Below are 26542 nucleotides of genomic sequence, written 5' to 3'. Positions count from 1 at the left end.
AGGACTTTCTAGTTATTCTGGAAGTTTTTTCAGATAATCTTCGAGGGTCAGATTGTGGGCGACCATGTATTTGGCATTGTCGACACCGACATAGCGGTAGTGCCAGTCTTCATAGTCAACCCCAGTCGAAGCCATGCCGTCCTTTGGAAAACGCAGGACAAATCCGTATTCAGGCGCAATTTTTGCGACCTGCTCAACGACGCTCGGGTCAGACTGATTAAGCGAGTTGACCGTCGACATGTCAAAGGCCAGGCCAGTCTCGTGTTCTGAAGCTTCTGGTGGCTGTGAGTAGGTTTGGACGTTCTTGGTCGCTTCTTCTTTAGAGATGGCTGGGCCACCTTCATTGACACTGCCGGCCCCGCCGACCATCTCATTTTCGACGTATTGGTTGAAGAGCTGGGTCTGGTAGGCGACTGAGCGGTAGCCAGAAATCAGGTGCTCTGACGGGTCAATATTTTGGGCAGCGGCCAAAAACTCGCTTGTCGCCTGGGCAATCCGGCTGTCGACCTGGATAGAGCCGATGGTCGTTAGCTCCGGATTCATCTCCGGCTTGAGGTTGTCACGATTGACCAAGACCAGATTCCAGTCGGCTTTTTTGGCGTCTGGCAGGCCTGAGTCAGAGCTCGACTTGTCGCTTGAGCCTTGGCTGTTCTGGCTCGTCAGCGTGGTCTTTTGGCCTTCTGAGCTAGCAGACTTCTTCTTGTGGCCTGATATAGCAAACCAGCTAAGCCCAGCAATCAAGAGGACCAGGACCAAGAGGACCGGGATAATCCGGCCCAACTTGAGTTTTTTCTTCTTTTTAGTTCTTCTCTGCATTTTGCTTCATTATCTCCCAGCCGAGCTTGCGATATTCCATCGAGCCTACGGCCTCTATCTTAAATTTTCCGTCTGCATAATCAAGCAGGGTCACTGAGCCATTGTCCAGGGCATGGGGACGTTCTTTATCGGGCCTCAGGAGCTTGACAAAGGTCGAGATGGTCAGGCCATGGCTCACAATGACGATATTCTTGTCGCCCCGTTTTTCAGCCCGCTCAGCCATATCATGAAAACCGGTCAAAATCCGGTCTCTCAAGACCTCCCAAGGCTCAGCCCAGCCAGCCGTGTCCACCTCATAGATGGCATTGGCAATCTCAGCCAAATCCCCTCCAGCCCGTCCAGCATCGGCGAATTTACGGGGGAGAACCCCATCAAAAAGCTCGCCATCATAGGCTCCATCAAAGGAGCCAAAACACCACTCCCGGATGCGTTTGTCCATCTCATAGGGAATGCCTTCATTGTCAGAATTTCTAAGAATAAAGCCCATGGTCTGAATCGTCCGACCAGAATCAGACGAATAGGCCGCATCAAACTTGATGCCACGTTCCTTAAAACCAAGGCCAAGCTCAGTGATTCCAAGCTCACCCTCAGCCGTCAGTGGCGTATCCGACCAACCCTGAGCCCGACCAATCGTATTAAACATCGTTTTCCCATGACGCACCAAGTAAACTTTGACCATCTTACACTCCTTAAATATGCTTTAATCTTTTACCATTATAACACATCTCGAAGGGACTGACTTCCAGATATGGAAAGAGGCCTCTAGCTGTTTCCTTCCTTTTTTCAAGAGACTCAAGCAACTTTGGCAGCTACAGTGAAGCTTCAGGAAGCCGGTGGAAATGCCGTGAAAATAGGCAAATGGCGAGAGCATCGGGCTCGACTTTTAGCGATGAGACCGCAAAGCGGTCTGCTCGCGGGCCTCACAGCATTTCCACCGGCTTCCTAAAGCGGAACGGCAAGACCACAAAAAAACACCCTTAAAAGAGGATGTCCAAAGCTTATTTCTCCAAGAAGCTCTTAATCGCCGTCACCTGTGCTTGAGCATAGGCTACTGGGTCATTTTGAGCTGCTTTCATTTTTTCAGCGACTTGAGCTTGGACTTTTTCAGTCACTTGCTGGGTCACTGCTTCTTTTTGCTCGTCGCTCGCTCCGTCAGGGAGTTGTGCGAGGGCTTCTTTGATGTGTTCTTCAGTCAAGGCCTTGACCTGTGCTTCTTGAGAAGCCTTGGCAGACTCAGCAATCTTAGATTGATTGGCCTGGAGCTTCTTGGCTTCTTCTTGATTCACGACAAGGATGGTCCCCTTAGGCACGCGGACAACATTGGTCTGCTTGTAGAGCTCGCCAGCCTCGCCACCGACACCAAACATGGTCTTGGCAAGGTTATTCGCCCATTCCCAGCGGACAGTAGTTGTCACGACTTCAGCTGTCTTATCAGAAGTTTCTTCATATTTAGAAGTCTTCTTTGTGGCTTCGACAATGTTTTTCGTATCTGGAGCAAAGTGCTGGCCGACCTTCCCGTCATCTGCCGTCTTATAGGTAAAGACGTAGTTGCCAGTATTGTCGCCGACCTTGATGGCTGTGACCATCTGAACAGGAATGTTCATGGTCTCAGTCGAGGTCACCTTCTTCATTCCCCAGTGATTGTTATCATGGAAAATGAGGCCAAGGATGGACAGGAAGGCAAGGATTGTTGCGAGCCCTCCGATGATATATTGGGCAGGCCCCTTCACGAAGAAGAAACCAAAAACCATGAGGGCAGTAAATATTACGATAAGTAAGATAATCATTATTTTTCCCCTCCTTCAAGTGCGTCAATTTCACGTCCATCAGGCGTATGTACTGTCTTACCCTTGTGGAGCATGAAGGCTGCCAGGAAGCCAATCACTGCAAAGGCAAATGAGATGGCAAATGAAACGTGGAAGCCTTTAAGTGCGGCATCAATCGCCTTAGAAGCGTATTCCAAAGGATTGCTGGTCTGCAAGCTGTGGGCTGGCATGGCATGGTTGGTAATGTTTTGTGTTACTGATGCAAGCAGGGCCACACCGATGGATGAAGCAATCATACGCAGTGTGTTGTTTGATGCAGAACCTTGAGCTGCTTTTTCAACAGGCAAGGCATTCATCGCTGAAGTAATCAGCGGCATCATGATCATACCGATGGCCACGAAACGCATCCAGTAAGTGATTGTGATGAAGTGTTCTGGCGTAGAAGCCGTCAAGAACATGTATGGCAGGGTACCAATAGCCAAGATAATGAAACCAACCAAGGCAAGTGGACGGGCACCACGTTTATTATAGATAGAACCTGCGATAGGTGACATGACAGCCATCATGATTGACCCTGGCAAGAGCAGGAGGCCGGCATTGAAGGCTGAGAGGCCGTGCACGTTTTGGACGTAGACGGGCAACATGAGTTCGACACCCATCATGGCCACAGTATTGATGGCCGCAATAATGGTTGTCCAAGTAAATTGCTTCACTTTGAAAACTGAAAGGTCCAGGAAGGGATCCTTCATCTTGAGCTGACGGACGACGAAGACGATGATCAAAATCAAACCAACAATGATAGGCAGGATAACTGAAGTCATATCGCCCCAGCCGTCTGAAGCCACGTTGGTAAATCCAAGAAGGAAGAGACCAAAACCGACCAGTGACAAGAGGAGTGAGAGGACATCAAGCCTCATATCCCGGTTAGGCAGGACGTCGTGCATGATGAATGGGGTCAGGACCACTGAGATCCCAACGAAAATCAAAGGAATCAAGAAGATCGTCCGCCAGTCACCCAATTGGATGAAGCCGAGGAATTTTTCATGGGTAGAAAGAATCCATCCGGCATATGTTGGGCCAAGGGCAGGAGCGAGTCCGATAACCAGGCCACCAAGTCCCATTGGGACACCGATTTTATCAGGTGGGAAGATGTTGACAATGACCACTTGGAAGAGTGGCATTGAAATCCCGACACCCATGGCTGCGACGATACGACCGGCAAGGAAGACGCCCCAGCTTGATTCAGGTGCTGAGAAAGAAATGAAGATTCCAGCCCAAATGAAGATATAGGCAGCAAAGAAAAGCCATTTCGTAGAAAATTTCGTAATTAAGAAGGCAGAAACAGGAATCATAATCCCGTTGGCCAGGAGGAACCAGGTAGATGCCCCCTGTGCCGTTGCCAGTGTGATGTCAAATTTGCCCATCAATGTAGGATAGGCGGTCCCCAAGAATGTTTGGGTCAGCATCCCACCAAAGGTGGCAATCATCATCAGTGCGAACATGAGACTGCGTGAGAATTTCTTCCCATGAACGTCTTTTGTGTAGTCTTTTGCAGGGGCAGTTGATTTTGATGATGCTTCAGCTTCATTTGAAGCTTCTGAAGTCATTGCTTCTGCTTCAGTCGCTGTCGCATCAACTTTTTCTGTTGCCTCTTGCGAGATGTCTTTTGTTTCTTCAGACATTTTTTTCCTCCTCTTCTTGTTCTTCAGCACAGGCAATTTTAATTCCTATTTCCAGGAAATTTTGGAAAGACTGGACAAATTTTGTCGCCTCTTCTTCTCCCATTTCCGCAAGGATTCTTGCCACGTGGCTAATAGCTTTTTGTCTTTGAGCGTCAGCGATTTCACGACCTTTTCCTGTAATCCCTACGAGGATTTTACGCCGGTCCTCCCGAGAAATCTCTCGGGTGACCAGGCCTTTTTCTTCGAGGTTGTTGAGGATGGTCGCCACTCTAGCTGTACTGGTGTCAGTGTATTTGGCAATGTCTGACGGCATTACCGGCTTTCCTGAACTCTTGTAGAGATAGAAGAGCACCTGACGCTCACCATGCGTGTAGGCATGAAAACGACTCCAGACCTCAGTCTGACCTTTGCCTTTGACACGATGCATGAAGGTCTCAGCAAGTTGGTTGTAATCCATTTTCATTCCTTTCTAACAATATAATTTATTAACGCCGTTGATTATTATAAATCTTTATTTTTTAGAATGCAAGGATTTGGATTTGATTTTTTGATTTTTCTTCTTTTGAGTCGTTTCGTTACAGAAAAAGGCCGAGGAACTGTGTGACCCGCAAGCAGACGCCTCCGGCGTCTCATTGCTAAAACTGAAGCCCATGCGGTCTTCAGTTTTGTCTTTTTCACAATTCCTCGGCCTTTTTCTTCCACTCCACTGGTCAACTGAATTTATCAAAATACTTTCATTTTAGAAACTCTAAATTTGTATATCGTTATTTTAGATGAGAGAAAAATGATAAAATAATGACAAGAACATGAGTCGTAGAAAAATGAAAGGATTGTTGATATGACACCCAATGAACTGCATACTGTCGAAGAACAGATTTCTGAAATAAAGACCTGGTCGCCTCATAAAAAGAAAATGTATGGCATGGCCATCCTGGGCAATCTGGCCCTGACCCACAAGCCGATTGTGGCCAGCAAGATTCAGTTTAAGAAGGGGGCTCCGATCAAGAAGCAAAAGACACTGGTCGTCCCACCCAGCCAGGCCGAATTTGCCCGGGATGCCTTTGAGCTCCTCGAGCAAATGCTGGAACTTGATGTCATCCACCTCCGGCAAACAGCCGTCAAAAAGCAGACGCCGAGCGATGACCTCCTACGTTTCAGCTATATGATTGCGGCCGATCCTGAGCCAGACACACAGCACATTCTGCATGAGCAGGTCTGGATTAAAATCATCGAACAAGACGCCGAGCCCCGCCTGACCCTCGTCGCGACCGGCGATTTTGAGGGCGACTTCCACTATTATACGATTACTGAAAATGACGAGCCCCTCCAGTCGACCATCAGTATCAAGGGGTCAGGTCTTTATGAAATCCCTCAGGAGACGAGGAGTTCGATTTATATGACGGAGAAGGCTTTGGATTACTAGGTTTTGGAGCTACCTGTTGGTGGTTCTTTTTTTATTGGTTAGGATACTCCAGAAAAGCCACCGGCCGGGACTTTTCTTCCATTTTTAATTTTTAGTCTAAAAACAATAACCTAGTCTCATTATCATTCATTTTAGAACACGCCTTCCTGATTACATTAAAAACTTCACAGCAAGCGCCATGAAGTTTTTTACATATTCTCAAATAAAATCCGCAAGTGAAGTGAAAGAAATGTCCCTAAAGAGAAGCCACCGCATCAAACACTAACAACTTCTTCTTTAACAGCCTTCTTAGCTGTCGCCATCATCAAACGAATCCGGTTCAACTGATTCACCGCAGACACACCTGGGTCATAATCAATCGGAGCCAAATTCGCCCCAGGATATTGCCGGCGGAGTTCCTTCATCATCCCCTTGCCGACAATGTGATTAGGCAGGCAACCAAAAGGTTGCAGGCAGACGATATTCTTCACGCCCTTCTGCAGAAGCTCGATCATCTCGCCAGTCAAGAACCAGCCTTCGCCAGTGTGATTGCCGACTGAGATGATGTCCTCAGTATTGGCCGCAATCTCATAGATGGACTCAATCCCATCAAAACGCTGAGACTTCCGCAGTGCCTTATCCATTGGCTTTTCAAGCATATTGATAATGCCCAAGAAAGTTTGTGCAAACAATTTATTTTTCTTAGCAAAGCCGATTTCATCGGATTTCCAGATTTGATTGTAGAGGCTGTAGTTCATAAAGCCAATCAAGTCAAGGACGACCGCCTCGCCACCTTCTTCTTCGATGATGGAGACGATGTCATTATTGGCCGTCTTGCTGTATTTGACGAGAATCTCGCCGACCACGCCCACACGGGGCTTCTGGATATCGAGCAGTTCGATTTCATCGAATTCTTTGACAATCTGCTTCATATTGCGGTTAAACTCAAAGATAGAGGCAGACTTGATGTTATGTCTTGCCTTCTTTAGCCATTTAGCATGCAGAGCGTTGACAGAGCCTTCGACTGCCTCATAAGGGCGGGTCCGGTAGACCACCCGCTCAAAGAGGTCGCCGTAGAGGACGGCAATCATCATCCGGGTAATCATCGGCACGGTCATCTTGAAGCCTTCGGTCTTCTCGGTTCCCTGGTTACCCATAGAGAGGGAAACTACAGGAACTTGTGGGAAGCCAGCGTCAATCAAGGCCTTCCGCAAAAGCGGGATATAGTTGGTCGCCCGGCATCCGCCACCGGTCTGGGTCATCATGACGGAAGTATTGTTCACGTCATATTCGCCGGATTTCAGAGCCTCAATCAACTGACCAATCGTGATGATGGCCGGGTAGCAGGAGTCGTTATTGACGAACTTGAGGCCGTTGTTAACCGACTGTTGGGTTTCAGGCAGGACGACGACATTATAGCCAGAAGCCGTAAAGGCCAGGTCAATCAAGCCCTCCTGGTGAATCGGCGAGAGCATCGGCATGAGCAGGGTGTGCTTAGCCTTCATTTCTTTAGTAAAGGTCGGGATTTCAGGCAGAATTTCCTTGATTTCTTCTGTGGCCTCGATATTTTGTCTTGAGCGTTCAGCCACGGCGGCCTTCAGGCTCCGCAGGCGGATGCGGACGGCCCCCATGTTGGAGCCTTCGTCGATCTTGAGAACCGTATAGAGCTTGTTGTGGCCCCGCATGATTTCTTCGACCTGGTCGGTGGTGACAGCGTCAAGGCCACAGCCAAAGCTGTTGAGCTGGACCAGTTCCAGATTCTTATTTTTTACAACCACATGAGCTGCCGCATAGAGACGGCTGTGGTAGACCCACTGGTTGACAACCCGCAGGCCAGTCACTTCGCCCAGGTGGGCAATGCTGTCTTCAGTCAAGACATGGAAGCCCTCTTGCGTGATGATATCAGCAATCCCATGGTTAATCTCAGGGTCCAGATGATAAGGACGACCTGAGAGGACGATGGCCTTTTCCTTGTTCAGGTTAATCTTGACAAGCAAGTCCTCAGCCTTTTCACGGAGGTCAGCCTTAAATGCCTCCATGGCTTCAAAGCCATGTTTAACAGCTTCAGCCACTGCTTCCAGCTCAAAGCTATAGCCATTTTCAGTCAGCGAGGCCTGGAGGTTCTTCGCCATACTTTCAGGATTGGCCAGGTTAATAAATGGATGGAGGTACTTGACCTCGCCATTTCTGATTTCATCCATATTGTTCTTGATGACCTCAGGATAAGACTGGACAATCGGGCAGTTATAGTGGTTCTGGGCATTTTTCTGCTCTTCTTGCTCATAGAGGACACTTGGATAGAAGATCGCCGGGACATCCTGGTCAATCAGGCTTTGGATATGTCCGTGACTGAGTTTAGCCGGATAGCAGACCGTATCAGAAGGAATGGTCTCAATACCCTTTTCAAAGAGCTCCTTGTCAGAGCGGGGCGAAAGCACCACCCGGAAGCCCAGCTCTGTCAGCATGGTATGCCAGAGGGGATAGTTTTCATACATGTTCAAGACACGGGGAATCCCGATTTCGCCCTGGGTCTGCTTCTTCTTGGTCAGACTCCGGTATTTGAAGAGCTTTTTATATTTGTAGTCGACCAGGTTGACCTTCTTGTCAGAGCGGTCAAGCTTGATTTCAGTCGCCTTTTCCTGGCCCCGTTCACAGCGATTGCCTGTGACAAACTTGCTGCCGTCGTTAAAGACAGTCAGCGTCATCTTACAGTTGTTTTCGCAGAGTCCACAGACCATAAATTCCTTTTGCGTACTAAAGGCCTCAAGCTCAGCCAGGCTCAGCATGCCGGACATCTCGCCGGCTACTTCATGCTCCATGGCAATCAGTGCAGAGCCGTAGGCCCCCATGAGCCCTGCGATACTAGGACGGACGACCTCACGCTCAGAGATTTTCTCAAAGGCACGGAGGACGGCCTCATTGTAGAAGGTCCCACCTTGGACGACAATCTTCTCCCCCAGCTCTTCAGGCCGTTTGACCTTGATGACCTTGTAGAGGGCGTTCTTGATGACAGAGTAAGACAGACCGGCTGAAATATCACCAACCGTCGCCCCTTCCTTTTGGACCTGCTTGACCTTGGAATTCATAAAGACGGTACAGCGAGAGCCAAGGTTGACCGGATGCTCTGCCAGCAGGGCAATCTGGGCAAAGTCCTTCACATCATACTTGAGGGAATTAGCAAAGGTCTCGATAAAACTTCCACATCCGGAACTGCAGGCTTCGTTCAGTGAAATCGAGCTCAGAGCCCCATCAATAATCCGCATGGCCTTCATGTCTTGACCACCGATGTCGAGGATAAAGTCAACGCCTGGATTAAAGTAATCAGCCGCCTTATAATGGGCCATGGTCTCGACCTCGCCCAGGTCGACCTTGAGGCCAGCCTTAATCAGATGCTCGCCGTAGCCCGTCACAGCAGACTTGGCGATGTAGACATCCTCAGGCAGGAGCTTGTAGAGAGCTTTTAAGACAAAAATCACAGACTCCAGCGGTTCTCCATTATTGGAACCATAGTGGTCAAAGAGAATATTCCCCTCGCCGTCAATCAGGACGACCTTAGTCGTCGTAGAGCCTGCATCAATCCCGAGAAAGGCCGGCCCATGGTGGTCTGAGAGGTTTTTATAGTTGGCAGAGGCCTGGGCATGGCGGGCACGGAAGGCTGTCAGCTCTGCTTCATTTTCAAAGAGACGATCGAGCGTGTCCTGGGGAATCAGGCTGTCACTGGCATCATTTTGAAGACCGGCAATCAGCTCGCTTACACTGGCCTCCCGCTTTTCTTCATTGAGAGCGGCCCCCATGGCCACAAAGAGCTGGGGATTTTCTGGAAAAATCACGTCTTCGTCGGCCAGATTCAGTGTTTCAATAAATCGCTTGCGGAGCTCGCTCATAAAGTAGAGGGGACCGCCGAGAAAGGCGACCTTGCCCTTGATTTTACGACCACTGGCAAGGCCTGCGATGGTCTGATTGACCACGGCCTGGTAGATGCTGGCTGCGATGTCCTCCTTGCGGACCCCTTCATTGAGCAGGGGCTGGACGTCGGTCTTGGCAAAAACACCACATCGGCTGGCGATAGGATAAATTTTTTCGTAATTTTTAGCGAGTTCATTGACACCGTTAGCATCAACCTTGAGCAGGGCTGCCATCTGGTCGATAAAGGCCCCCGTCCCGCCGGCACAGGTCCCGTTCATCCGGAGCTCCTGACTACCATTGTCAAAGAAGGTCATCTTGGCATCTTCACCACCCAGCTCAATCATGACATCCGTCTCTGGAATCAAGGCCTCAATCGTCAGACTAGAGGCAATGACCTCCTGGACAAAGGGCAGATCCAGCACTTCAGCAAGCCCCATCCCACCTGAGCCCGTGATGGCAAGCGAAAGCTGGACGTCGCCCGCCTCAGCCATAAAGTCATTTAAGACCTTAACCGTCGCCGCCTTAACATCCGAAAAATGCCGTTCGTAGCGGGAGAAAATCAACTCCCGATTTTCATTAAAAATGACCAATTTGACTGTCGTAGAGCCGACATCAATCCCTGCCTGATAATTCTCCATCTTGTACCTCTGAAACAACAAGCTGTTGTTTATTTAATATATTGTTAATTATATCACATAGGCCGTCTTATAGAATCATCATATTCGGGCGATATGTGATTTATACGACAATCTTAGGCGAACTGTCAATTATGACAAAAGTCTTTGACAAGGATAGTCTGTGTTTCCATTTCTGGAATGGCTTATAATATAAGCAACAGATTCTCATCAAATGATGGATAAACAACAGGAGGTTGAAATGGCTAAATTAGACCTGAGAATCAAACGGACCCGAAGCATGATCCGCCAGGCATTTTTTGAACTTTTAAGAAAGAAAAAATTTGAAAAAATTAGCATCCAGGAAATCGCAGATACTGCCATGATCAACCGGGCGACCTTCTACGCCCACTATGCCGACAAGGAAGACCTCTATGACAGCCTGATTGACGACTTTATCATCGACTTTATCGCTGTCCTCGATGAGGTACAGCCCGTCGAAGAAAACCGAGTCCAGGTCAAAAAGCTTGAAGGCATGCTCAGTCGCTTCTACAGCTTCGTCCGCCTCTATCCAGAGCTCGCCGAAATCGTCATCGACAAGGCCCAGGACGAAAAGGTCATCGTCCGCTTCCTCGCCATCTTAAACGAACGCTACGAAAGCCTCCTTGCCCAACTCGAGGTCAGAGAAGAAGACATCATCGTCCCCAATGACTTCGTCCTCTCCTACATCCTCTCAATCTTGACCGGCACCATGAAGTGGTGGGTCAATGCAGATAGCCAGAGCATGAGCCCGGATGACTTTGCCAGACTGATTATCAAGCTGATTTCTAACGGCCATTTGACGGTCCTGGGTGTGAATATTGAACGGGATATATGAAAAAACTGCCAGAGGGCAGTTTTTTTCATTATTAAATCGCCAAGTCAAATTTAAGCTGTGGCTTCACAGGCTCGTAGTCCTCAAGCACAAAATCCTCAGGCTTGATGTCAAAGAAATTCGTCCCATCTGGTACATTGAGGACCAGGCGAGGCTCCTTGTTAGAGATTGGCTCGCGGCTAAGGAGTTCAGCCGCCTGCTCAAACTGATTGTCGTAAATATGAAGATTGTTGACAAAATAGAAGAATTTACCGACCTTCCATGAAAAGTGCTTAGCAATCATCATTTGCAGGGCCACATATTGCATGGCATTGATGTGATGGGCCACCAGCATGTCGTTGCTCCGTTGAATCAGGGTCGCATCCAGATAGATCTCACCGTCAGCCTCACGGCGGACGTCAAACATGGTCTGGAAGGCACAAGGCAGGAGACCTTCGGTCTCTTCAAAGTCCTCATACTGCCATAGGTTGATGATGTTCCGGCGGTTCCAGGGGTTCTTTTCTAAGCCGTCAAGCAATTTTCCGATAATATTATGCTTCTTGACAGTAGCCCCATAACGCTGACCAATCGTGCCATCTCCGATGCCCCATTCGCCCCAGTATTTCACACCGTACTTGTCTTCTAAAACTGAAAGCTCGCTGGTCTGGTCCTGGTAGATCCACATCAGCTCTTTGATGGCCGATTTGATAGGGATTGGGCGGAGGGTTGTGATGGGAAACTCACCTTTTTGCAAGTCATAGGTCACAAAAGAACCCGTGATATACTTGCTGTTAGCGGTTTTTCCATCCTTGTATTTTGGCCGGGCATTCTCTGAGAAAACGCCATTGTCCATGATATTCTTGATATTTTCTTTGAAAATTTTGTCAGCAAACGTCATTTAATAACCTTTCTTAGTGACTCTTCGATTTGTCCGCCACAGTAGCTGTTTCCATATTTGGAGATAGTGTCCGTAGAGAACTTCTGAAAGACGGGCAACTGCCAGATTTCATGGGCATAGGCTAGGGTTAGGGGGGCTTCTTCTTTCAATAGCTGATAAATATCCTCAAAGCGTTCTGCCATGGTCATCCAGAGCGTAGCAGAGACAATATCAGCGACCGTCAGATCTTCTGTATCGAGTAAGAGGCCCGTCTTAGAAGCTGCCAACTCTGCCTCCCAGAAGCTCATCCACTTCTTAAATCGAGGCAAAAAGGCTTGCCACTTCTCAGCTGTCCACATTTCACGGCCACCCTGAAGCGTGAGTTCATCAATCAGGTCATTGGCATCGGCCACAATCTTGACGGTCGTTGCCCGGCTGGTCGCATCATCAGGAATCAAGCCGAGCTGTTCACCAAGATAAAGGGCAATGGCAGGCATCTGGGAAAGCGCAAAGTCACCCGCCTCGTGGTCAATCAAAAAAGGAGGGCCCATAAAGGGAATGGGCTGTTCAGCCGATGTCTTTTGCATGAAAGCAGGAATGTCCTCACCTTCAGTCCAGCTCGCCCCTGCATAGGTCAAAATGGCCCGCAAGAAATGGCCCCGAAAGGGAACCGGCCAGTAATAGAGCGTATAGTCAACTTTTTCAGTCATTTTCATTTCCTCAATTTCTTAGCTCAATTTTAGCATAATGCCTAAGCTTTTTCAGACAAATACTCCCAGCGTTCGTACTTGCCCTCAAGCTCGGCGGACTTCTCGTCCAGCTCCTTTTGAAGATCGGACAAGAGGGCAGAATCCGAGCCATTGGCCAGCATTTCATCGTTGATGGATTCAATGCGATTTTCCAAAGCCTCAATCTCATCTTCAATGACTGCCCATTCCTGCTTTTCCTGATAGGTCATGCGGACTTTCTCCGTTTGCCGGCGGCTGATCGCGGGCTTGCTATCCGTTTCCATTTTTGGAAGTTCTGCCTTTACCTCTGACTTCACAGCCAGATAATCTGAATAAGCTCCAAAGTAGTGGTTAATCGCTCCCTCTTCAAAGGCCAGAAGCTCCGTCGACACCTTATCCTGGAAATAGCGGTCGTGACTGACCGTTATGACTGCCCCTGGGAAGTCTGCCAGAAAGTCTTCAAGGACCGTCAAGGTCGCAATGTCCAAGTCATTGGTCGGCTCATCAAGCAGGAGGACATTAGGCTGGAGAAGCAGGATTTTCAAGAGATAGAGCCGTTTCTTTTCGCCACCAGAAAGCTTGCTAATAAGCGTCCCATGTGTGGAACGTGGAAAGAGAAATTGCTCCAACAAATTTACGACAGAAAGCTGTTCGCCAGATTTTAATTGACTGGCAGAAGCGACTTCTTCTAGAAAATTAATGATGCGCTTATTTTCATCAAGTCCACGGATTTCCTGGCTGAAATAGCCAATATTAACGGTTTCGCCGATGTCTAGCTTGCCAGAAGTCAGCTCCAGCTCGCCTGCGATGATGTTGAGCAGGGTTGACTTGCCGACCCCGTTGTCGCCAACAATCCCAAGCCGGGCCCGGGGTTGGACAATCAGGTTAAAGTCACTGAAAATCTTACGGTCAGGATAGCTAAAGCCTGCCACTTCAAAGTTGATGACCTTTTTACCCAGACGTTGACTGGCAATATTCACAGCCAAGTCGCCTTCGGCTTTCCCAGTCTTCAGACTGTCTTCCAGGTCCTCAAAACGCTGGATTCTGGCCTGCTGCTTGGTTGCCCGGGCTTGCGGAGACTTGCGAATCCAGGTCAGCTCTGACTTGTAGAGCTGCTTGGCCTTATGGGTCGCCGCGGCCTCACGCTCATCATCTTCGGCCTTCTTTGCCAGATAGTCCTGATAATTACCCTGGTACTCCTTGAGTTGACTGTTGTCCAGCTCAAAAATCCGGGTTGCCACATTATCCAAAAAATAACGGTCGTGGGTCACGAAAAGGACGGTCCGCTTAGCATTTTTCAGGTAATTTTGTAGCCAGGCAATCGTGTCGACGTCCAGATGGTTGGTCGGTTCATCCAAAAGCAGTAGGTCACTGTCGTTGACCAGGGCCTGAGCCAGCTGAACTCGGCGCTTCTGGCCACCAGAAAGGCCCTTGATTTTTGTGCTCGGGTCAGGAAGCTTTAACTTTGATAGGACCGTCTTCACATCCGCCTCTACCTGCCAGGCATCCAGGGCATCCATCTGACTCTGAGCGTTTTCTAGCTTGTCCAGGTCTGTCAGGGCCGCCTCATAAGCCTTAATCGCCCGCATTTGTGGCAGTTCGTCATCAAGCACCGCCTCAAGAATGCTGTCTTCTTCGCTAAAATCAGGCTCTTGAGTCAGGTAGGTAATCTTATAGTTGCTGGGCTTATCAAAGGGAGAGCGGTCTCCGTCGAAGCCTGATTGGCCTGAGATAACGTTGAGGAGGGTCGTCTTCCCCGTCCCGTTGATTCCGAGTAGGCCAATCCTGTCCAGGTCGTGAATCATAAAGCTGATGTTATTGAAGACCGTCTTATCGCCGACGGATTTGGTGAGATTGCTACTAATGAAGTCTGGCATTTTAACTGTGTTTTCCCTTGTTTTTACTTGCTTTTAATTATAGCATATTCGGGGGGCAAGTCATTTGACGAGTTTTCCGATGTACGTTATAATGAACATAAAGAATCTGAAAGGAGATCAGCATGGAACAATTCGCCACCACGCCCACAAAATTTAGGGCCAACCTCTTTCATCTGCTCGAAGATGTCGCTGATAACTCAAAAGAACTGACGATTACCCTAAAGACCGGAAGGAACGCCGTTGTCATTTCCGAAGAAATGCTCAATCACTTTCATCAACTTGAAGTTGAAAAAGAATACTGGAAGCAACTTCGTCAGCTAGAAAATGACCTTCGCCAAGGAATGAAGGATGTCGAAGAAGAAAACTACGTTGACATTGATGATTTAGACTGGGGCACAGGACCCAGGACCTAGGGAGGAGACCTGATGACAGAAGTTAAAGTCCTCCCCAAAGCTCAAGAACAACTTAAAAACATCCGTTTTTACCTTCGTTTCACGCTTCAGAATCCTCAGGCTGAAAAAAACTTACTGACTGCATTATATGATAAGATGAAGCTTCTTGCTCAAAGGCCTGAATCTTACCCACTACTCACCGATCTCATTCCTGGCATTGACACAGAGGGCGTTGATTTTCGACGACTTCTAGTAAGTAGCTATGTCATTCTCTACCATTATGATGAAGTAAGAGATATGGTTTTTATCCAGCATATAATTCATCAGAAGCAGGATTATACCCTCCTTTTTTAGGGCTAGGGCCAGAGATAAAGTATCTATATCAGCCCGCTTCAATACTTTACTAGCGAATTTATAGATAATAGAGAGCAAAAAAAAATCCCAGCCAAATCCATTTTTGACTGGGATTTTTTTGCAATCTCTAATTCCTGAGAAAACAAAAAACAGGCCTAAGCCTGTTTCAATTATGCTAATTCAGCAACCAAATTCTTCAATTGCGCCTTAGTATGCACTCCAACGATCTGCTTCACTACTTCGCCGTCTTTTTTGAACATCAAAGTAGGGATGCTCATGATGCCGAAGCTTTGAGCAGTACCTGGGTTTTCATCAACGTCCATCTTGACAATCTTAAGTTCTGATTCGTCAAGTTCTTCTGAAAGTTGTTCCAAGATTGGGGCTTGCATGCGACAAGGGCCACACCATGTTGCCCAGAAATCGATGAGGACGAGGCCTTCTTTTGTTTCTTCTTCAAATGTTGCGTCAGTTACGGTATATTCCATTTTTGGATCTCCTTATTAGATGATAGACTTATTATAGAGCAAGGCTTTTTTATTTGCAAAAGATTTGTTTGTAAAGTCGATGGGAATTTATCATTTTAGAGTAGCGATCGTCGCACCAGAGCCTCCTGCATTAATCGGAGCATATTCGTAACCCTTGATATGGCGGTGTTTCTGGAGCTTCTTCTGGACCATCTCACGGATAACCCCTGTCCCAATCCCGTGGACAATCGTGATTTGAATCAGATTGGCGAGCAGGGCCTGGTCGATATAGTTATCTAGGGCCAGCTCGGCCTCTTCATAGCGCATACCCCGCAGGTCGAGCTGTGCCTTGACATTATTGCTGACCTTTCGGCTGACCTGCTTGGTCTTGGCGGGCTGGTTCTTGGCCTTTTCTTCTTCGGTCAATTCAAATTCTGACTCGGCAAGCTTTGTAGTGGCAGAGCCCATCTGGACGGTCCAACGGCCGTCTTTTTCGAGGCGGACCAGTTTACCACGTTGACCATAGCCGAGGACCATGACTTCAGCCCCCTGCTTGAGGCCGCGCTGAGCTTTGGCCTTCTTGAGGACCTTGTTTTTGCTGACATCCACATTGGGAATCAGGTCTTCAAGCTCGCCACGGGCGGCGATAATCTCGTGTGGTTTAAGGAGAGACTTTTCATTAAGATGTTTGAGAATTTCTTGGGCCTCAGCTGAGGCAGTCTTGACGACCTCTTCAGCTTCTTTTCTGGCCTTTTCCATCTCATGCTCTCGGTTGCGTTCCAGCTGTTTCAGGGCCTTGCTGAGGTCCTTGTGGAGCCTTTGATTGTCCAGCTCTAGCTGGCGAATATTATCGGCCCGCTCAGCCACTTCGAGCGTCTTTTCTTCAAGGCGGGCAATCATCTGATTGACATCCTGCTCAGAATCTGAAATCTGACTGCTCGCCCCCTGGACAATATTCTCCGGCAGGCCCAAACGCCTTGAGATTTCAAGGGCATTGGAGCGTCCAGGTACACCAAGTTGTAGGCGGTAGGTCGGCTTCATTTCATCAATGTCAAAGGCCATGCTGGCATTGAGGACACCAGCTGTCTCGACGCCGTAGGCCTTGAGCTCAGGGTAGTGGGTCGATGCCATGCTCTTAATTTTCCGACTTCTTAAATCTTCAAGGATGGCAATGGCAAGTGCTGCCCCCTCTTTAGGGTCGGTCCCTGCCCCAAGCTCATCAAAGAGGACCAGGCTGTTGTCGGTCGCCTTGGCCAGGATATTGACAATATTGGTCATGTGGCTGGAGAAGGTCGACAGACTCTGCTCGATGGACTGCTCATCCCCGATGTCCGCGAAGATGTCATCAAAGACATGCAGGCGACTGCCCAGCTTAACAGGAATCGGCAGGCCGGACTGGGCCATCAGGTTGAGCAGGCCGACCGTTTTGAGGGTAATCGTCTTCCCACCTGTATTCGGGCCTGTGATGACAATGCTATTGAGCTGTTCGTCAAAATCAATCGTGTTGGCCACAACGACCTTAGGGTCAATCAGGGGATGGCGGGCCTCAAAGAGCTTGATGGTCTTTTTGCTAGAAAGCTCGGGGATGCTGGCTTTGGATTTGACCATATAGTCGACCTTTGCAGCAATCAGGTCAATATGACCAATCAGCCAGGCGTTTTGGCGGATGTCTTCTGTATGCGGCTTGAGTTCTTCGGCAAGAGCCTGAAGAATTCTTGCAATTTCATTTTTCTCCTCAATCCGCTTTTGATGGAGGGCGTTGTTGGCAGCGACTGCAGCATTAGGCTCAATATAGAGGGTCTGGCCAGAAGCTGACATGTCGTGCACCACACCGGGAATTCGGTTTTTACTCTCTGCACGTACTGGCAGGACCTGCCGGTCATTACGGATAGTCACGATGGACTCTGTGAGATAGCTCGTGTTCTTAGACAGGAGCTCCTGCATGATTTTACGGATATCGGACTGATGCCGCTTAATGCTGGTCCGAATACTGAGAAGTGCTGCTGAGGCCTCATCATAAATGCTACCGGCCGCATCAAAGATACTCAGGGCGGCATTCTGACTTGAGAGGTCAATGAACTTTCCAAACAAGTCCTCTAGGCTTGGCACTTGAACATTGACCGCAGCCTCAAAATAGCGGGTCAAATTAATGCCTGCTTGGATGACTTTTTTAATTTCTGCAAACTCAGGACCGTTAAGGCTAGCGTCTAGCTCTAGGCGGCGGAGGCTCTCTGAGAGGTCAGTGGTCTTGCTAAGACCGATCGGCCCGTTTTCTTGTTGCAAAGCCTGAAAATCAGCCATCTCATCAAAGAGGGCCTGGATTTTTTTTCGGCTGATCAAGGGCTGAAGCTCAGCCAGCTCCTGCTTGCCCTGGGCTGTGACAAGGCCAGACTCAAACTGGGCCTTGACCTGGTCAAATTCCAGGATATTTAATATTTTTGAATTCATAATTTCTCAAATAAAACTCAACCCAGAGGATTGAGATGTGTGATGTTTTGGATAAAGGTATTTTGCAAGATGCTCGAGCTAATCGGTGTGTGGAGGACCATAAAGCGGACCAGTCCTGAAGCGTAGAGCTGTTCTTGGACATTGCCCATCGGCACAAGGGCCAATAGGGTAAAGGCCATCTGGAGGCCAAAATAGGTCGTCGCAAGGCCTAGGATACCGGCAATAATCTTGCCCTTTCGCCCAAAAGGCATGGCAACAATATGGAGTAGGAGGCCCAGCAGGCGGGCAATCGTAAAGACGACCAGAAAGATAATCAGGAAGGCCAAGCCAGCGTAAAAGGCATCGTCGGCACGAAACAAGAGCTGGGGATTTCCAAAAAACAAGAGCTTAGAGTCCTGCGTCGCACTGGCAAAGGGCACCCAGCTCGTCAGCGTCTTAGCCAGACCCTGATAGCCAATCCCTGCAATAACTGCGGCCACAAGGGCTGCCAGACTATAGATGACCTGTAAAATCAGGCCTCTTGAATAGCCAATCATAAAGGCCCAAATCAAGAGGATAATGATGACGAGATTTATAATCATGCTCTTATTTTACCATATTTCAGCGACTTTGCGTAGGAGCGAGCTGGATAGTCTCGGCCCTGACAGCCTCTAGGAATCGCCGGTCGTGCTCTATCAGAATCATGCTGGGCCGATGTTGATGAATCAGGTCAATCAACTGGTCTTGATTAAAGACGTCCAAATAATTTAAGGGTTCGTCCCAGAGATAGAGCTCAGCCGACTCTGTGAGGGACTTGGCGAGGGCGACCCGCTTCTGCTCGCCCTGGCTCATGCTCTCGATAGCCTGTTCAAAGCTCTTTCGCTCGAGTCCGAGTTTTCTGAGATTGTTATAAAAGAGCTCGAGGTCCAGATGATAGTATTCGGCCAAGTCTCTTAGCTGGCCTCTGTAGCTCTGATTCTGACTGAGGTAGGAGATTTTAAGTTGATGCGCTTTTTTAATCTCTCCGGATAGACTAGCATCAAAATCTGATAATATCGCCTTTAGGAGGCTGGTCTTGCCTGAGCCATTAGGTCCTTCGATAGACAGGATGTCGCCAGCTTTTAGGTCAAGGCTGACGGGCTCAAAGAGGGGCTGATCATAAGAGAGGATGACTTCCTCGAGGCTCAGTAATACAGGACTCTTGCTCTTTTTGGTATTCATAGTCAGCGGATTAATCTTCTCGATGTTCTTCAGGAGGCCTTCTTTTTCTGTGATTTCCTGCTGGAGCCTTCGCTCAAGTTGTTTGGACTTTTTCATCATCCGAGCAGCCCTGGCCGATTCAAAGCCGTTGTCTGAGAACTCGCCTTTGTTTTTAGACTTCTCCCGCTTGCCCGACCAGTCGGCCTTGCTTCTGGCGGTGAGCTTGAGCCTGGCGATTTCACGTTCGTGCTTTTGATTTTCACTGGCTTCTTGCTGGTCTGTCAAGGCCTTTTCCGCCTCATAGGTCGCATAATTGCCCTGATAAAGACGGATGTCCTGTCGCTCGATGGCTAGCGTATGGTCGGTCGCCCGATTGAGAAAGTCACGGTCATGGCTGACGATGATAAAGCCAGACTTTTTTTGATTGAGATAATAGAGCAAATCCTCTCTTGAAGCCTGGTCCAGATGATTGGTCGGCTCATCAATCAGGGAAAATCCTCCCTCATCAAGAAAGAGCAGGGCCAGCAAGCACTTGGTCTTCTCGCCACCAGAGAGGCTCTCAAAAGGTCGCCAAAGGCAGTCCAAATCGACCTTGAGAAGATTGAGTTCCCGCTCGATCTGCCATTGCTCGACAGCGATTAGATCCTGGAGCAGGTAGAAGGTCAGCTGGCTGGGGTTTGGGATTGTCTGCGGAAAGTACTGACTGACTGGGATTCGCTCTGCCAGAAGCTTAAGCAGGCTAGTCTTTCCCCGGCCGTTTCTACCGACTAGGCCCAGTTGCCAGCTGAGGTCGATATTGAGCTCAGCATTGTCAAAGATGACCTTGGAGCCATAAGATAGATTGAGTGATGAAATGTGAATATTGGACATAAAAAACTCCTTTCACAGGACTGCAAAAAGAGCTTTTATGATAATAAAAGGTCAATCTCTCTCTTCTTTAAGTCCTGACAAAAAACCATGCGATATGGAATGTTAAATTGTACAGTGACTTAAAGAATCAATAGACCTTACCTCCGATAAATGATAGCATCAGTCTATCATAAGTCCGAAGACCTGTCAAGACTTAGAAGCCATTTGGCTGGCCTTGGCCCGCCGTCGCTTGTTCTTCTTAATCTCCAGATTTCGTCTGGCCTGGTCTCTGGCATTGAACCAGTCAGGGAGCTGATTATACTTCATCGACAAGACGAGGCCGACACCAATCAGGTCAGCCATGAGGGCTGACCCCCCTTGAGAAATGAAGGGCAGTGGAATTCCGGTCAGTGGCACGACGCCAATGGCAGCCCCGATATTTTCAAAGACGTGGAAGAGTAATAACATGATAAAACCGGTCGAAATGTAGGTATAGAAGGGGTTGTTGGACTGGAAGGTCGCACGAATCATCCGGGCAATCAGGATGAAATAAAGGACAATCACGACCACACCACCAATGAAGCCAAAATCTTCGCCAATGACGGTAAAAATCATGTCTGACTCACGGACAGGGACGTGGACATTGGCCATGCCAAGGCCCTTTCCAAAGAGGCCACCAATGCCGACCGACGTCAGGGCAGCAGCCTGCTGGGCAGAGAAGGTCTCTGTGTATTCAAAAGGATGGAGCCAGGCGACAAAGCGGTTAACCTGGTACTGACTGAAGACCTCGCCTAGGAATTTTTGACCTGTCGGATTCATGACCAGGAGGACAACAGCGACAATGATCAGGACAACAGCGAGGACTGCCGGCAGGATAATCTTCCAGGAAACACCTGAAACCAGAATCAAACCAGCCAGGATGACAACGAAGACCAGGAAGGTCCCGAAGTCATGTTGGAAAACACTAAGGACGGCGACGGGCAATGTGGCCAGGAAAAGCCGGCCAATCAGGCGGAAGTCGTCCTTGAGCTCACGGGTCTCTAACTTATCTTGAAAACTCACAATCCAGCGGGAGAGCATAAGGATATAGGTAATCTTCATGAACTCTGAGGGCTGGAAGAGGGTATGGCCTCCAATAGAGACCCAGTTTTTCGCCCCGGTCGAGGCGACCAGATTGGGGTCAAATAAGAAGAGCGGGAGGACCAATAAGGCCAGGCCGATGAAATAAAAGGCTGGTGTCAACTGCCAGAGCCACTTGGCATCGAGGTGCATGACCAGAAAGGCAATGACCAGGCCGATGATGACCCAGGAGCCCTGCTGGAGGACGAAGGTCATCGCCTGGTTAGGATAATCATGAGAAACGGCCACCCAGAGGGCATAGAGGCCAATCACGATCAAAAGGAGGACCGGGAGGATGACGGCATAGTCAATCCGGCTGTCAAAGGTAAATCGTCTGACTTGTTTATTTTTCGCTTTATTTTTTGCTTTATTATTTATTGCTTCGGGCATTTTATTCCCTCTCTATCACTTCACTAGAATTTCCTTTCTATTATACCTTTTTTTGCTTAACTTTTGGATAAAAATGAAAATGAAAAAACTCTCAACAGGGAGTTAAGAGTTCAGATAAGGTTCGTTGCGTTCCACTCTATAGTAGCTATTTATAAGAAATGCCCAATAAAATCTCCCCCAAAAATCAGGAAATAAGAATAAAACAAGATGGGCAGGGGCTTACAAAGAAACATGACCAGCGTAAAATACTTCCAGCTCATCCGGGTCTGGCTGGCAATCAAGACCAGGGCGTCATCTGGTGCGACCGGCGAGAGAATCAAGAGGGTAAAGACGATATTAAAGCGTTTCTGCCCCTTGTCGAGCCAGCCCATGTACTTGTTGTAGGACTTTTCCTTGATGAAGGTCTTGACCAAGCTCTGGCCATACTTCTTTCCAAAATAAAACAGAAGGAGGGAGCCAAGGACAATGCCGACGTAGTTGTAGATAAAGCCCCAGACCGGGCCAAAGATGAGAACACCAGCCGCCATCGTGATGCCACCCGGGATAATCGGGACAATCACCTGCAGGATTTGCAGGCAAAAGAAAATCAGCGGTCCCATGTAATGATGGGCCAAAATGACCTGCCTGAGGGCCTCTTGATTTTGAAAGGCCCCTATCCTCCAAAGGTAGATGCCGCCGACAATGGTCGCCACCAGTCCCAGTATGGTCAGGATATTAAAGGTCCTTTTCACATATTTTAAGACTTGTTCATTCAAAGGCAGACCCTCTACTTCCGCTTTTGTTGTTGGCTCAAATAAGCTTCATTTTCCCGCACCCAGTCCTTCAAATGCTTGTCTAAGCTTGAAAAGCCAATATTTAAGCGGTTATCTGTGAAATATTTCTTCCGATAGTAGTGGTGGACCTTAGGGGCCTCTTCTAGGCTCCGCATAGAGAGACTGATTTTTCCTGAGTACTCATCAATATCAATGATTTGAGCCTTAATTTTTTGATTGAGCTTGACCACTTCGTGGATATTTTTGATGAAGCCAGATTGGATTTCAGAGATGTGGATGAGGCCCTTGTATTCCAGGATTTTTTCAGCAGTGATATGAAATTTCACAAAGCAACCATAGTCCTGCAAACCGATGATTTCAGCCTCAACGACATCTCCAATTTTTACATTCTTGTCCATTTTATTCAGTAATATCGATGCCTTCAATCACAACATCCTTGACTGGCCGGTCTTGAGCCCCTGTCTCAGTGGCTGCAATGTCGTCGAGGACCTTGTAGGAAGCTTCGTCAGCGAGCTGGCCAAAGACGGTATGACGGCCATCCAAATGAGGTGTACCGCCATTTTGGTAGGCGTCTGCTGCTTCTTCAGGCCAACCACCTTCAAGGAGGGCGTCCTTAGGATAAGGCAGGTTCTTGTTTTGGACGATAAAGAACTGGCTACCGTTGGTATTTGGGCCAGCATTAGCCATAGAGAGGGCTCCGCGGATGTTGAAGACATCTGTCGAAAATTCATCTTCAAATTTTGAGCCATAGATAGACTCACCACCCATGCCGGTCCCTGTAGGGTCACCACCCTGAATCATAAAGTCCTTGATGATCCGGTGGAAAATCACGCCGTCATAGTAGCCTTTTTTGCTGAGTTCAACAAAGTTTTTGACAGTTTTTGGAGCTTGTTCTTCAAAGAGTTGGATATTGAGGTCGCCAAAATTGGTGTGGATTGTGGCCTTAGGGCCTTTTACATTGTTCAGGTCAGTTTGTGGATATGTCATTGTATTTCCTCTTTAATCTATAATTTTTAATTCTTGTAAAGCTTTTAGAATGCCGTCATTCTCGACCTTGTCGGTAATGTAGTCGGCCTTTTCTAAAATTTCAGGATGAGAGACTTCCATGGCCACAGAGAGGCCAGCCCAGTCAAAGAGCTCCCGGTCGTTGAGGCCATCGCCAAAGTTCATGGCCTCTTCAGGCTTGAGTCCTAGCTGGTCAAGGACCTTCTGACAGCCGATGGCCTTACTGCCTTCGACCGGCACAATGTCTGAGCTATGCTCATGCCAGCGGACCAGGCGGACTTCTTTGACTAAGCTTTCAGGCAATTTAATCTTGTCATCATGGTCCGAGAAGGTCAGCATCTGATAGACTTTCTCAGACTGATAATAATCTGGCTCTACCTTGAGGGTCCCATAAATCGGCTGGATGGCTTCATCAATCAGGTCATTCCAGGCTGATACCCGGAGGTCGTCAGCCGCGACATAGGCATAGTCGCTCTTTTCAGCCTTCATCCAATCAACGATACCCTCCACCAGCTCGTCTGAAAAGGACTGCTGGTAGATGGGCTGGTGTTTGCCGTCTTCGACATAGGCTCCGTTGATGGTCACCAAGAAGTCTGGATTTAGGGCCCGGATCTCAGGGACGACACCGTAGAGATTGCGACCTGTCGCAATCCCAGTCAGGATGTCCTTGGCCTTGAGGGCGCTAAAGACTCGCTTGATGGACTCAGGCATGAAGCTCGTCGTCTTGACCCTCAGTGTGTCATCAATATCAAAGAAGATAATCTTAATTTTTGAAGCCTTGTCTAATAAATCTGTCATCCTGAACTCCTTACTTAGTCTTAATTATATCAGTTTCTTCCCTTAAATGCCACGTCTGAAAAGCGGGATGAAAACAGCTTCTTTGCTCAGCTAGACGGTTTTTGGTGAAAATAAAAAAGCTAGAACACTAGCCTTTTTCTTATTGTACGCTATAGTTAGGGGCTTCTTTAGTGATTTGCACATCGTGTGGATGGCTTTCCTTAAGTCCAGCACCTGACATTTCGATAAATTGAGCATTTTCATGGAGCATGTCGAGATTGGCTGCACCAGTGTAGCCCATACCTGATTTCAGGCCACCAATCATTTGGAAGACGATATCTGAAGCAGTGCCCTTGTAGGCCACGCGACCTTCGATGCCTTCTGGGACCAGCTTGTTAGCTTCATTGACTGCACCTTGGAAGTAACGGTCGCTAGACCCTTTCTTCATGGCTGCAAGTGAACCCATACCACGGTAAGTCTTATACTTACGGCCTTGGTAAATTTCAACTTCACCTGGTGCTTCGTCAGTACCTGCAAGCATTGAGCCGAGCATTACCGCATCACCACCTGCCGCGAGGGCTTTGACGATATCGCCAGAGTACTTGATCCCACCGTCAGCGATGATCTTCTTGCCGTATTCACGAGCTACACCTGCAGCGTCGTAAATAGCAGTAATCTGTGGCACACCGACACCGGCAACGACACGGGTCGTACAGATTGATCCAGGGCCGATACCGACCTTGACCACGTCAACCCCTGCTTCAAAAAGGGCACGGGCACCTTCAGCCGTCGCAATATTCCCTGCAATCAGGGTCTTGTCTGGAAAGTGGTCACGGATTTCTGCAATCTTGCGGAGGACACCAGCTGAATGACCGTGTGCTGTATCGATAACAATTGCGTCAGCACCTGCATTGAAGAGGGCTTCTGCTCGGTCGAAAGTATCTGATGTTACCCCAACGGCAGCAGCCACTAAGAGACGTCCCTTAGAATCTTTGGCAGAATTAGGGAATTCAATCACACGCTCGATATCTTTGATGGTAATCAAACCAGAAAGACGGCCTTCTGAATCAACCAATGGCAATTTTTCAATCCGGTGTTTTTGGAGAATGGCTTGAGCGTCTTCCAAAGTTGTGCCAACTGGCGCTGTCACCAAGTTTTCAGCCGTCATCACATTTTTAATCTTTTGATTATAGTCTGAGATGAAGCGGAGGTCACGGTTGGTCAAAATCCCAACCAGCTTGCGGTTTTCAAGGGTCTCAACCACTGGGACACCTGAGATACGGTAGGTGCTCATCAGGTCTTCAGCCTCTTGAATCATGTGTTCTGGTGTCAAGAAGAAAGGATCTGTGATGACACCTGACTCTGAACGCTTTACCTTGTGGACTTCTTCAGCCTGTTGCTCGATGGTCATGTTTTTGTGAATGACGCCAAGCCCACCCTGACGGGCCATAGCAATCGCCATTTTTGAATCAGTGACCGTATCCATGGCACTTGAAATCACGGGAATATTCAAGGTCAAATTTGGGGCCAACTGGGTCTTCATATCCACCTCATTTGGCAAAACGTGTGATTCCGCAGGAATCAGCAGTACATCATCAAAAGTAAAGCCTTTTTTCAAAAACTTGGTTTCCCAATTTGACATTGATCAATATCCTCCAATTATTTTGGCCATTGGCCTTTTTGTATTTTCACTATTTTAACACTTAGCTTTTCTTTTTTCAAGGCATAGAATTGGCTTGCAGTCGGCTATTCCCTTTGAGCTGGGGATGTTTCTAGTAGTGGGTGCTCGCGGAACTAGCTTCGAGCAACTCTAAGCCCCTCTTAGTCTCCCTTCGGGAGCCGTCGAGGCACTTAGAAATAGTCGAAGTACGGAAGAAAGCTTCGCTTTCTTTATTTGTAACCTTGCTTGGAAGCTTTTGGGCCTCAATGCTCCCCTTGGTCGCATTGCTGTCTCAAAAGCTTAGCCAAGCAAGCCCCGAGCACTCCATTATTAGAAACATCCCCAACCCGAAGGGACAAAGCTGCCTGCAAGGCATAAATAAGGAAAGCTTTGCACAGTTTTGGGCAAGAATGCTCTCTTAGGCCGCATTTTTGCCTCAAAACTGTAGCAAAAAAGCCCCGAAAGGGACTTTCACAAATTATTCTGGCTCTATAATAAATCGTGTGGGAAATGTCCCACACGATTTTTTCTTGCAAAAGAAAAATCTTATCTCTAAGATATAAGTAACCACACAAATACCGAAAGAAAGATAAGATTTATGTTTGATTCTA

General features: G+C 48.2%; 23 protein-coding genes. 4 read left to right on the top strand and 19 right to left on the bottom strand.

Annotated elements, in window-relative coordinates; all coding sequences use genetic code 11:
• Positions 1-12: 12 nt before the first annotated feature.
• From NtB2_RS03750 to NtB2_RS03730, 5 genes are all read right to left on the bottom strand, one after another.
• Positions 13-816 carry a M15 family metallopeptidase gene (locus NtB2_RS03750; protein ID WP_109245612.1) on the bottom strand — a complete coding sequence of 268 codons (804 nt, stop codon included), beginning with the start codon at positions 814-816 and terminating at the stop codon, positions 13-15.
• The gene (locus NtB2_RS03745) at positions 800-1495 is read right to left on the bottom strand and encodes a histidine phosphatase family protein (protein WP_109245611.1); all 696 of its coding nucleotides are present in this window, start codon (positions 1493-1495) and stop codon (positions 800-802) included. Before NtB2_RS03745 ends, NtB2_RS03750 begins: the two co-directional genes overlap by 17 nt.
• A 319-nt stretch (positions 1496-1814) precedes the next feature.
• Positions 1815-2603, bottom strand: a complete 789-nt coding sequence (locus tag NtB2_RS03740; protein WP_109245610.1) for a DUF4811 domain-containing protein — start codon at positions 2601-2603, stop codon at positions 1815-1817.
• Complete coding sequence (locus tag NtB2_RS03735; protein ID WP_225867046.1) at positions 2603-4084, bottom strand: MDR family MFS transporter; 1482 nt, start codon at positions 4082-4084, stop codon at positions 2603-2605. The genes NtB2_RS03740 and NtB2_RS03735 overlap by 1 nt, the downstream gene beginning before the upstream one ends.
• Before the next feature lie 172 nt (positions 4085-4256).
• The gene (locus NtB2_RS03730; protein WP_109245609.1) at positions 4257-4721 is read right to left on the bottom strand and encodes a MarR family winged helix-turn-helix transcriptional regulator; all 465 of its coding nucleotides are present in this window, start codon (positions 4719-4721) and stop codon (positions 4257-4259) included.
• A gap of 381 nt (positions 4722-5102) precedes the next feature.
• Here NtB2_RS03730 and NtB2_RS03725 point away from each other — a divergent pair, with 381 nt between their 5' ends.
• On the top strand, positions 5103-5687 hold the full coding sequence (locus NtB2_RS03725) for a hypothetical protein (RefSeq protein WP_109245608.1): 585 nt from the start codon (positions 5103-5105) through the stop codon (positions 5685-5687).
• Positions 5688-5941: 254 nt separating this feature from the next.
• Here the strand turns inward: NtB2_RS03725 and NtB2_RS03720 are convergent, their stop codons facing one another.
• Positions 5942-10210, bottom strand: coding sequence for a 2-hydroxyacyl-CoA dehydratase (locus NtB2_RS03720; RefSeq protein WP_109245607.1), 4269 nt, complete (start codon positions 10208-10210; stop codon positions 5942-5944).
• Positions 10211-10448: 238 nt separating this feature from the next.
• On the opposite strand from NtB2_RS03720, the gene NtB2_RS03715 reads away from it, so the two are divergent.
• Positions 10449-11063: a TetR/AcrR family transcriptional regulator gene (locus NtB2_RS03715; protein ID WP_109245606.1), complete on the top strand. Its 615-nt coding sequence runs from the start codon at positions 10449-10451 to the stop codon at positions 11061-11063.
• 31 nt (positions 11064-11094) lie between these two features.
• On the opposite strand, the gene NtB2_RS03710 is transcribed toward NtB2_RS03715, so the two are convergent.
• The 3 genes from NtB2_RS03710 to NtB2_RS03700 are packed head-to-tail and all read right to left on the bottom strand — an operon-like array spanning position 11095 to position 14521.
• Positions 11095-11937 (bottom strand): thymidylate synthase, encoded by an 843-nt coding sequence (locus tag NtB2_RS03710; protein WP_109245605.1) that lies wholly within the window; start codon positions 11935-11937, stop codon positions 11095-11097.
• On the bottom strand, positions 11934-12626 hold the full coding sequence (gene gst, locus NtB2_RS03705; RefSeq protein WP_109245604.1) for a glutathione transferase, Atu5508 family: 693 nt from the start codon (positions 12624-12626) through the stop codon (positions 11934-11936). Before gst ends, NtB2_RS03710 begins: the two co-directional genes overlap by 4 nt.
• 41 nt (positions 12627-12667) lie before the next feature.
• The gene (locus NtB2_RS03700) at positions 12668-14521 is read right to left on the bottom strand and encodes an ABC-F family ATP-binding cassette domain-containing protein (RefSeq protein WP_109245603.1); all 1854 of its coding nucleotides are present in this window, start codon (positions 14519-14521) and stop codon (positions 12668-12670) included.
• A 122-nt stretch (positions 14522-14643) separates the two neighbouring features.
• On the opposite strand from NtB2_RS03700, the gene NtB2_RS03695 reads away from it, so the two are divergent.
• Both NtB2_RS03695 and NtB2_RS03690 read left to right on the top strand, forming a co-directional pair.
• Positions 14644-14934 carry a type II toxin-antitoxin system Phd/YefM family antitoxin gene (locus NtB2_RS03695; protein WP_109245602.1) on the top strand — a complete coding sequence of 97 codons (291 nt, stop codon included), beginning with the start codon at positions 14644-14646 and terminating at the stop codon, positions 14932-14934.
• Between the two features lie 12 nt (positions 14935-14946).
• The gene (locus NtB2_RS03690; RefSeq protein WP_109245601.1) at positions 14947-15267 is read left to right on the top strand and encodes a type II toxin-antitoxin system RelE/ParE family toxin; all 321 of its coding nucleotides are present in this window, start codon (positions 14947-14949) and stop codon (positions 15265-15267) included.
• Positions 15268-15437: 170 nt separating this feature from the next.
• Here the strand turns inward: NtB2_RS03690 and trxA are convergent, their stop codons facing one another.
• The 10 genes from trxA to guaB all read right to left on the bottom strand — a co-directional run bounded on the left by trxA (position 15438) and on the right by guaB (position 25913).
• Positions 15438-15752: a thioredoxin gene (gene trxA / locus NtB2_RS03685; protein WP_109245600.1), complete on the bottom strand. Its 315-nt coding sequence runs from the start codon at positions 15750-15752 to the stop codon at positions 15438-15440.
• A gap of 90 nt (positions 15753-15842) precedes the next feature.
• Positions 15843-18179, bottom strand: coding sequence for an endonuclease MutS2 (locus NtB2_RS03680; RefSeq protein ID WP_109245599.1), 2337 nt, complete (start codon positions 18177-18179; stop codon positions 15843-15845).
• Between the two features lie 17 nt (positions 18180-18196).
• Positions 18197-18760: a CvpA family protein gene (locus NtB2_RS03675; protein WP_109245598.1), complete on the bottom strand. Its 564-nt coding sequence runs from the start codon at positions 18758-18760 to the stop codon at positions 18197-18199.
• A 19-nt stretch (positions 18761-18779) separates the two neighbouring features.
• Positions 18780-20228, bottom strand: coding sequence for a ribosomal protection-like ABC-F family protein (gene abc-f, locus NtB2_RS03670; RefSeq protein WP_109245597.1), 1449 nt, complete (start codon positions 20226-20228; stop codon positions 18780-18782).
• Positions 20229-20414: 186 nt separating this feature from the next.
• Positions 20415-21716 carry an FtsW/RodA/SpoVE family cell cycle protein gene (locus tag NtB2_RS03665; protein ID WP_109245596.1) on the bottom strand — a complete coding sequence of 434 codons (1302 nt, stop codon included), beginning with the start codon at positions 21714-21716 and terminating at the stop codon, positions 20415-20417.
• 149 nt (positions 21717-21865) lie between these two features.
• On the bottom strand, positions 21866-22471 hold the full coding sequence (locus tag NtB2_RS03660; protein WP_109245595.1) for a TVP38/TMEM64 family protein: 606 nt from the start codon (positions 22469-22471) through the stop codon (positions 21866-21868).
• Positions 22472-22482: 11 nt separating this feature from the next.
• Complete coding sequence (locus tag NtB2_RS03655; protein WP_109245594.1) at positions 22483-22887, bottom strand: CvfD/Ygs/GSP13 family RNA-binding post-transcriptional regulator; 405 nt, start codon at positions 22885-22887, stop codon at positions 22483-22485.
• 1 nt (position 22888) lies between these two features.
• Entirely contained in the window at positions 22889-23476 is a 588-nt protein-coding gene (locus tag NtB2_RS03650; protein ID WP_109245593.1) for a peptidylprolyl isomerase, read from the bottom strand.
• A gap of 12 nt (positions 23477-23488) precedes the next feature.
• Positions 23489-24292, bottom strand: coding sequence for a Cof-type HAD-IIB family hydrolase (locus NtB2_RS03645; RefSeq protein WP_109245592.1), 804 nt, complete (start codon positions 24290-24292; stop codon positions 23489-23491).
• Positions 24293-24431: 139 nt separating this feature from the next.
• Positions 24432-25913: an IMP dehydrogenase gene (gene guaB, locus NtB2_RS03640; protein WP_109245591.1), complete on the bottom strand. Its 1482-nt coding sequence runs from the start codon at positions 25911-25913 to the stop codon at positions 24432-24434.
• Positions 25914-26542 lie beyond the last annotated feature (629 nt).

Origin of the sequence: Lactococcus termiticola, from assembly GCF_003116835.1 — a bacterium.
In the GTDB taxonomy this organism is placed as follows: Bacteria; Bacillota; Bacilli; order Lactobacillales; family Streptococcaceae; genus Lactococcus; species Lactococcus termiticola.
This window is presented reverse-complemented; position numbering and strand designations above follow the sequence as displayed.

Excerpts from the sequence above, each read along its gene's own strand:
- NtB2_RS03750 (WP_109245612.1), bottom strand. The coding sequence starts at position 816 with ATGCAGAGAAGAACTAAAAAGAAGAAAAAACTCAAGTTGGGCCGGATT.
- NtB2_RS03745 (WP_109245611.1), bottom strand. The coding sequence starts at position 1,495 with ATGGTCAAAGTTTACTTGGTGCGTCATGGGAAAACGATGTTTAATACG.
- NtB2_RS03740 (WP_109245610.1), bottom strand. The coding sequence starts at position 2,603 with ATGATTATCTTACTTATCGTAATATTTACTGCCCTCATGGTTTTTGGT.
- NtB2_RS03735 (WP_225867046.1), bottom strand. The coding sequence starts at position 4,084 with ATGTTCGCACTGATGATGATTGCCACCTTTGGTGGGATGCTGACCCAA.
- NtB2_RS03730 (WP_109245609.1), bottom strand. The coding sequence starts at position 4,721 with ATGGATTACAACCAACTTGCTGAGACCTTCATGCATCGTGTCAAAGGC.
- NtB2_RS03725 (WP_109245608.1), top strand. The coding sequence starts at position 5,103 with ATGACACCCAATGAACTGCATACTGTCGAAGAACAGATTTCTGAAATA.
- NtB2_RS03720 (WP_109245607.1), bottom strand. The coding sequence starts at position 10,210 with ATGGAGAATTATCAGGCAGGGATTGATGTCGGCTCTACGACAGTCAAA.
- NtB2_RS03715 (WP_109245606.1), top strand. The coding sequence starts at position 10,449 with ATGGCTAAATTAGACCTGAGAATCAAACGGACCCGAAGCATGATCCGC.
- NtB2_RS03710 (WP_109245605.1), bottom strand. The coding sequence starts at position 11,937 with ATGACGTTTGCTGACAAAATTTTCAAAGAAAATATCAAGAATATCATG.
- gst (WP_109245604.1), bottom strand. The coding sequence starts at position 12,626 with ATGACTGAAAAAGTTGACTATACGCTCTATTACTGGCCGGTTCCCTTT.
- NtB2_RS03700 (WP_109245603.1), bottom strand. The coding sequence starts at position 14,521 with ATGCCAGACTTCATTAGTAGCAATCTCACCAAATCCGTCGGCGATAAG.
- NtB2_RS03695 (WP_109245602.1), top strand. The coding sequence starts at position 14,644 with ATGGAACAATTCGCCACCACGCCCACAAAATTTAGGGCCAACCTCTTT.
- NtB2_RS03690 (WP_109245601.1), top strand. The coding sequence starts at position 14,947 with ATGACAGAAGTTAAAGTCCTCCCCAAAGCTCAAGAACAACTTAAAAAC.
- trxA (WP_109245600.1), bottom strand. The coding sequence starts at position 15,752 with ATGGAATATACCGTAACTGACGCAACATTTGAAGAAGAAACAAAAGAA.
- NtB2_RS03680 (WP_109245599.1), bottom strand. The coding sequence starts at position 18,179 with ATGAATTCAAAAATATTAAATATCCTGGAATTTGACCAGGTCAAGGCC.
- NtB2_RS03675 (WP_109245598.1), bottom strand. The coding sequence starts at position 18,760 with ATGATTATAAATCTCGTCATCATTATCCTCTTGATTTGGGCCTTTATG.
- abc-f (WP_109245597.1), bottom strand. The coding sequence starts at position 20,228 with ATGTCCAATATTCACATTTCATCACTCAATCTATCTTATGGCTCCAAG.
- NtB2_RS03665 (WP_109245596.1), bottom strand. The coding sequence starts at position 21,716 with ATGCCCGAAGCAATAAATAATAAAGCAAAAAATAAAGCGAAAAATAAA.
- NtB2_RS03655 (WP_109245594.1), bottom strand. The coding sequence starts at position 22,887 with ATGGACAAGAATGTAAAAATTGGAGATGTCGTTGAGGCTGAAATCATC.
- NtB2_RS03650 (WP_109245593.1), bottom strand. The coding sequence starts at position 23,476 with ATGACATATCCACAAACTGACCTGAACAATGTAAAAGGCCCTAAGGCC.
- NtB2_RS03645 (WP_109245592.1), bottom strand. The coding sequence starts at position 24,292 with ATGACAGATTTATTAGACAAGGCTTCAAAAATTAAGATTATCTTCTTT.
- guaB (WP_109245591.1), bottom strand. The coding sequence starts at position 25,913 with ATGTCAAATTGGGAAACCAAGTTTTTGAAAAAAGGCTTTACTTTTGAT.